Here is a 5,147-nt window from a genome sequence, read left to right on the forward strand (position 1 = left end):
GGCCAGCAGGCCGCCGATCGCAGCCGCGTCCATCGTCTCAGGCCGCGGCGGGCCCTGCCGCAGCGCCTCGGCCGCGAAGCGCGCCGCCGCGTGATTGCGCGCCAATGTCGCGATACGCAGCAGCCGCTGCGGCTGGGCATCCCACAGCGCGGGAAACGCTTCCTCGCGCTGCGCCGGCTCACGCGCCCCGATGTGGCGATGCGTCAGCGCGTTGGGATTGAACCGGCTGGTGCCGGCCATTTCATGCAGCAGGTGGCTGACGCTCCAGACCCGACTTAGCGCCTCGCTGGCATGGGGGGCGGGCTGAAAGCGGCCGTCGATGCGGACATACTCGGTCCATGTCGCCGGCTTGATGCCGTCGGCGTCGGTGAAAGCGAGGAGGAGCTCGCTCGCCATCGCCGTGAAGGCGTCCTGTCCGAGTTCGGCGCGCTTGCGCAGCATGCGCCAGGCGCGCCGCTTGAAGTAGAGCAGGGTCTGGTCGGACAGCGCGATGCGTGGAGAAGCACTCCGCAATTCCTCGCTGAGCTTCAGCGCCTGGCGCGAACCGGGCACCCAGACGTGGTCGTTATAGACGCGGCCGCGACGGTACATCGGCGTCGCCAGCTCGAACTGCCGTGCAGTTGCGGCGAACAGCGGGCCGTCGTCGGTGAGGTCGGCATATTTGAACAGGCGCCGCAGCACCTGAACAAAGGGCGGGCGTGGGGTCATCGCGCGCACCGCCGCGAGCAGCGTCTTGCGCGCCGCGCCGTCGGCGAGCGCATGGTGGGCGAGCGCGATGAGGAACTGATTGGCGAAGCCCGGATGCGCCGAGCTCGCCGCCAGCAGCGTCTGCAGCAGCCCCGCGCCGTCGCCGTTCGTCAACGCCATCTCGATGTCGCGTGTCGCCGCGATATCCGTCGTTCGCGGCAACGACAGGCGTGGCGGCGGCCGCCGCTCGCCCATCAGTTCGCTCGCCAGCGCATAGGCCGCATAGTCGCGTGTCACGACACTGACATTGAGGTCGGCGCAGCCGCGCAGCAGATCGACGGCATCAGCACCGCCACAACGCGCCAGCGCATACACCAGGCTGTAACTTGCGTTCGCGGCGCCGACCTTCTCGGCGATGGCGGCGAGTTGGGGATAGGCGGGGGTCAGCCGAATCACGCCGAGGCGCCAGAACAGGCGGTCGCGTTCCTTGTCGGGCCACGCACCACGCGCACAGATCGCGAGCTTTTTTAGCAGCTCCGTGTCGCGTCCATTGGCAGTGGCGGCCGTGTCGAGAACCGCAGGCTGCGGTGCGTCGCCGTCGACGCGGCGATAACCATCGTTGATCTTGGACACCACGACACTGTCGAACAGCTTTTCGGCGTTCGCGCGGGTGACCGGCGACGAAGTCTTCGTTCCGTCCCTTAACGACGTGCCGCGACGGCCATATCTGAAATTGACGAGATAGCGTGCGTCGTCTGGGCGTTCGAGATCGACCAGATCGACTTCATAGATTTTGTCAGACCTGCCCTCCTTCATCCAGAGGCGAACGGAACGAACGACTTTCATGCACGACCCTGGATTGTCGGGGCGGCCAACATGGCAAGACGGGCGCGCCGGGTCAATGGCGATTGGTGCAACGGAATATGGCGATGCTGTCGGTCGCAGGCTGTGGAATGACGACGTCGCCGGTTTGGCCCATCAGCGATTTGCATTGCGCCGGTATTGGCGGAAAAGCCAAGATCAAGCGCGCCTCACGCAAGCGCCCTGATCCATGGGGTATTGCAAACGTCATCTCCGCCCTCCGAGCGCACCACCCCACACTTGGCGTTGAAATCTCAGAATTTTTTCCGCCGGCGCGGCGCTCAATCATCATCCTCTGCGATGAACGCGCTATAGCTCAGAAACTCTCCAAGCCAGATCTCGAAATCTGCGGAGAGCTGGCGAACCGATGGCGGATGGGATTCGTGAGCGTAGTAGTAGATGGGATACTCGCCGTCGCGCAAACCACGCGAAACGTCCCAAAGCACTTGGTCGCCATCCGCCTCCATGAAAAACTCTGCAAAACAGAGCATGCCCTGACTTGGGGGCGGCCAGCCCCCCCCTTGCGGGCGATGCTCTGTCGCTGCTGCGCCGTCAACTCCTCCAGTCGGGGGAAGCTGTGGAAGAATGGATGCTGCGGGCCGAATTGGATGACGCCACCCAACAGCCAGAAGCCGCGAGCGCACTGAAGCAACCGCTTGTAGGATGCCGGCAGCGGCACTCCGCACTGGGCTTCGATCTCCGCTATCTCCGCGTCTGTCGCAGGTGGCAGAATCTGCTCAATCTCCGCACCATTGCGCTCCGTCAGCGCACGATAGAAATCAGGGAAGTCCTTCTGGAATCTCTGAGGCACACAAACTCCCTCTCTGTTGTGCGGCACAAAGTCGTCGGCTTTCGGGGATGATGCTGCCGTGCGAGCATTGCGACATCGAGGCGAGGTTTTGACCCAAAGCTGACGAATTTGCGAAGTAGACAGCACTACGGTGGCACGTCAGGCTCGCACCGAGCTGGACGGCTCAAGAAACGCAGACCGCAATGCTCAGCCAACATGTTGCGAAGCTCGGCAGGGCCGTGTGCTTGTGCCTCTTCGTCGGAGGCAACACTGCTACGGCGGCTGACTGCGGCCCAAAGGTCGAGGCCGAATTTCAGAGGCTCCGAACGTCGGGAAGGGCATACCGTATTGAAACGGTAGTCGACGGCGATCAACAAGGACGGACAGAGATCTTCGAGTTTGTTCCGCCCGATCGGATGCGCCTGCGGTATCGTTTCAAGGAAGGCGACGACTGGGCTGAGTTTGTTCGGGTGGGCGGTCGAGTCTGGGATCACGAGAAAGAGTTGCCTGGCGAGCTGGCCAACTTGTTCGATGAACAGACGGAACGTCTTGGGCGGCCTCTTGGTGCGTTGGAATGTCTTGGGCCGGTCAAGTTTTCTGGCAAGACCTACACGGGCTATCGAACCCATCAGTTGCAGTTCCTATTGAGTACGGTCCGAACTGCCGAGCGGCGAGCTTACTGGCGCACGGTTCTCGTCGATCGGAAGACGGGGGCGTTGGCCCACGAAATGGCTACGCTCGAGAGGCAGCTGAGCAAGCCGAAATGGTGGAAGCGCTACACCTACCCCGACGACATTGCGATCGACCCGCCTAAGCAGTGAGGCTGCCGCGTTCAGCGCTTAGCGATCTCGACGAGCCTGAAGCAGCATCGCCCATCACTGCGGCAATGATACCAGCAGCCAGGCGCCGGCGGCCACACATGCAATGCCGGCAGCGCGTGCGATCCATCGTCCGGCGGGCGTAAGTTTCTCCAGAAGGACCAGCAGCGCCAAAAGCGCAATCCAGAGCACGTTCATTACCCCGGCTACGAACAAAAGCGCCATCAAAAGCCAGCAGCAGCCGACACAATAGCCGCCGTGCCGAAAGCCCAGCAGCAGGCAGCCTCGCGGGTCGTCGCGAAAGCCGCCATGGCGCATCAGGAACAGAAACGGCGACTGGCATTGGGCGAGACAGATGTCCTTGAGCGGTGTCCATTGATAGACCCCCGCCGCGATCAGCACGATTGCGCCGAGCAGGTTGCTGGCGATCGCCATCCGGGAATCCAGCAGGGCTGTCCGGTCGATCGCCCATTGGAGAAGGGTTGCTGCCAGCGAAAAGCCGCTCCAGGCGAGGAGATAACCGGCCGCAAACCAGCCGGTCGCGGCAAACGGCTTGCCTTGCGCTTTCGCTTGTCGACCGACGCGGGCGTACAGGAGGATCATGGGCGCTGCAGAGGGAGCCATCATTCCGACCATCATCACCGCCCACATCAGGAACACATACGCGAACTCGAGCGCTCGCCACGGCTCGTTGGCCGGCAACATGAGTCCGATCCCGGCCATACGGAACCCGGTCATGTCCATGCCGCCCATGTCCATGTCGTTGGCGAGCCAGAGCGTATAGCCCCATGCCAGCGCGGCAATGATCCCGATCGCGCCGCCGACGATCCAGCGATCGCGGCGCAGCACGGTTTCCAGGGTGCTGTCGGTCATTTGCAATTGACGTTACCGGCCTCGTCGCAAGGCCGTAGCAGGAGCTGCATCACGCCTGGTTCGACCAGCGGATCGGCGCATAGAGGCCGTTCTTGCCGGAATTGTCCCAGCGCATGCCATGATCGCTGAACGTATTGCCGGCGGCGCCGACTGCCATCACCATGTTGTCGGGGCTAACCGGATGGCCGATGTTCGCCCACATTTCCCCGCTCGGATGCATCGTCGGCAGCGGATCGACGGACATGTGCAGAATGCCAGGGATCTCCGCGGACCGCGTCTTGCCGTCGATGCGGAATGTGATCGGGACCTTGCGCACCCCCAGGTTCTTGCTGATCAGCGGTGTGAACGCGGCCATCGGACCACCGGCGGCGCCCGTGAAAATCGCAGCCAGAGCCTCGGTCTGCTTATCGTCGGCGCGCTGATCGATATAGGCGGCCACCGACCAATCTCCATCCGCCATCACTCCAGGCGCGTGGAGGATCACCAGGACATTGAGCCCATCGAGCGCGATGTCGCCATAGCGGCCACTTTCGACGTGGAATATCAGCGGTACGTTACAGAAGCCCTCGGTCGGTCGCGCGGTTAACGGCGGGGCCGCCGACACGAGGCAGGGACACACGATGCTGCAACTGCAGTTCTCAAAATAGTCACCGGAAAGGTGCCATGAGACGTCCGCCATCGCTCTCTCCCGCTAGGTCGAAACCCGGTAGATTCTTGCGAATAAGCTACGTGTAGTTGAAAGCTACGCTGCGCGGGAAAGTACCGCAAGATCCTGGCTGAATCGCTCAGCTGACATGCGTGACGTGCCAACAGGGCAGGGACGCCAATTCCGATGCAAAAACGCCGGTTTTGAGGGACTTTAATGCCCAGGGAAACGTGGGGAGCCCCCGGTTGCGCCACGGCGACAGCTGTCATATATTTAGCGACACGTGACAGGAGGGCGCCATGGCCCAAAAAGCTGCGGCTTCCAGCCGATCTCAAAAATCGACCGTTGCTGAAATCGATGTGCTCCAGAACTGGGAGCAACTGCATCGACGCGTGGCTGGTTTGCTGGGCATCGAGGCCGTTGGACGGTCTGTCGGGACCGACCCGCTTGGGGCTCATTTCCTGTTGGAGGG

General features: G+C 62.6%; 4 protein-coding genes and 2 pseudogenes. 1 reads left to right on the forward strand and 5 read right to left on the reverse strand.

The genetic code is table 11. The features are described 5' to 3' along the window. From CQ14_RS03680 to CQ14_RS48075, 3 genes and pseudogenes are all read right to left on the reverse strand, one after another. Positions 1-1,533 (reverse strand): annotated as a pseudogene (locus tag CQ14_RS03680) (hypothetical protein); the annotation flags it as partial. 296 nt (positions 1,534-1,829) lie between these two features. Beyond that, positions 1,830-2,015 (reverse strand): hypothetical protein, encoded by a 186-nt coding sequence (locus CQ14_RS03685; protein WP_156434662.1) that lies wholly within the window; start codon positions 2,013-2,015, stop codon positions 1,830-1,832. A gap of 155 nt (positions 2,016-2,170) precedes the next feature. Beyond that, positions 2,171-2,485 (reverse strand): annotated as a pseudogene (locus CQ14_RS48075) (SMI1/KNR4 family protein); the annotation flags it as partial. A 56-nt stretch (positions 2,486-2,541) separates the two neighbouring features. On the opposite strand from CQ14_RS48075, the gene CQ14_RS03695 reads away from it, so the two are divergent. Then, positions 2,542-3,159, forward strand: coding sequence for a hypothetical protein (locus CQ14_RS03695; RefSeq protein WP_057856588.1), 618 nt, complete (start codon positions 2,542-2,544; stop codon positions 3,157-3,159). Between the two features lie 54 nt (positions 3,160-3,213). Here CQ14_RS03695 and CQ14_RS03700 read toward each other — a convergent pair whose 3' ends face one another. Together CQ14_RS03700 and CQ14_RS03705 are read right to left on the reverse strand one after the other, a co-directional pair. Next, positions 3,214-4,029 carry a DUF2182 domain-containing protein gene (locus CQ14_RS03700; protein WP_057856589.1) on the reverse strand — a complete coding sequence of 272 codons (816 nt, stop codon included), beginning with the start codon at positions 4,027-4,029 and terminating at the stop codon, positions 3,214-3,216. 49 nt (positions 4,030-4,078) lie between these two features. Further along, positions 4,079-4,708 carry a DUF1326 domain-containing protein gene (locus tag CQ14_RS03705; protein WP_057856590.1) on the reverse strand — a complete coding sequence of 210 codons (630 nt, stop codon included), beginning with the start codon at positions 4,706-4,708 and terminating at the stop codon, positions 4,079-4,081. Positions 4,709-5,147 lie beyond the last annotated feature (439 nt).

This window comes from Bradyrhizobium lablabi, assembly GCF_001440475.1.
Lineage (GTDB): Bacteria > Pseudomonadota > Alphaproteobacteria > Rhizobiales > Xanthobacteraceae > Bradyrhizobium > Bradyrhizobium lablabi.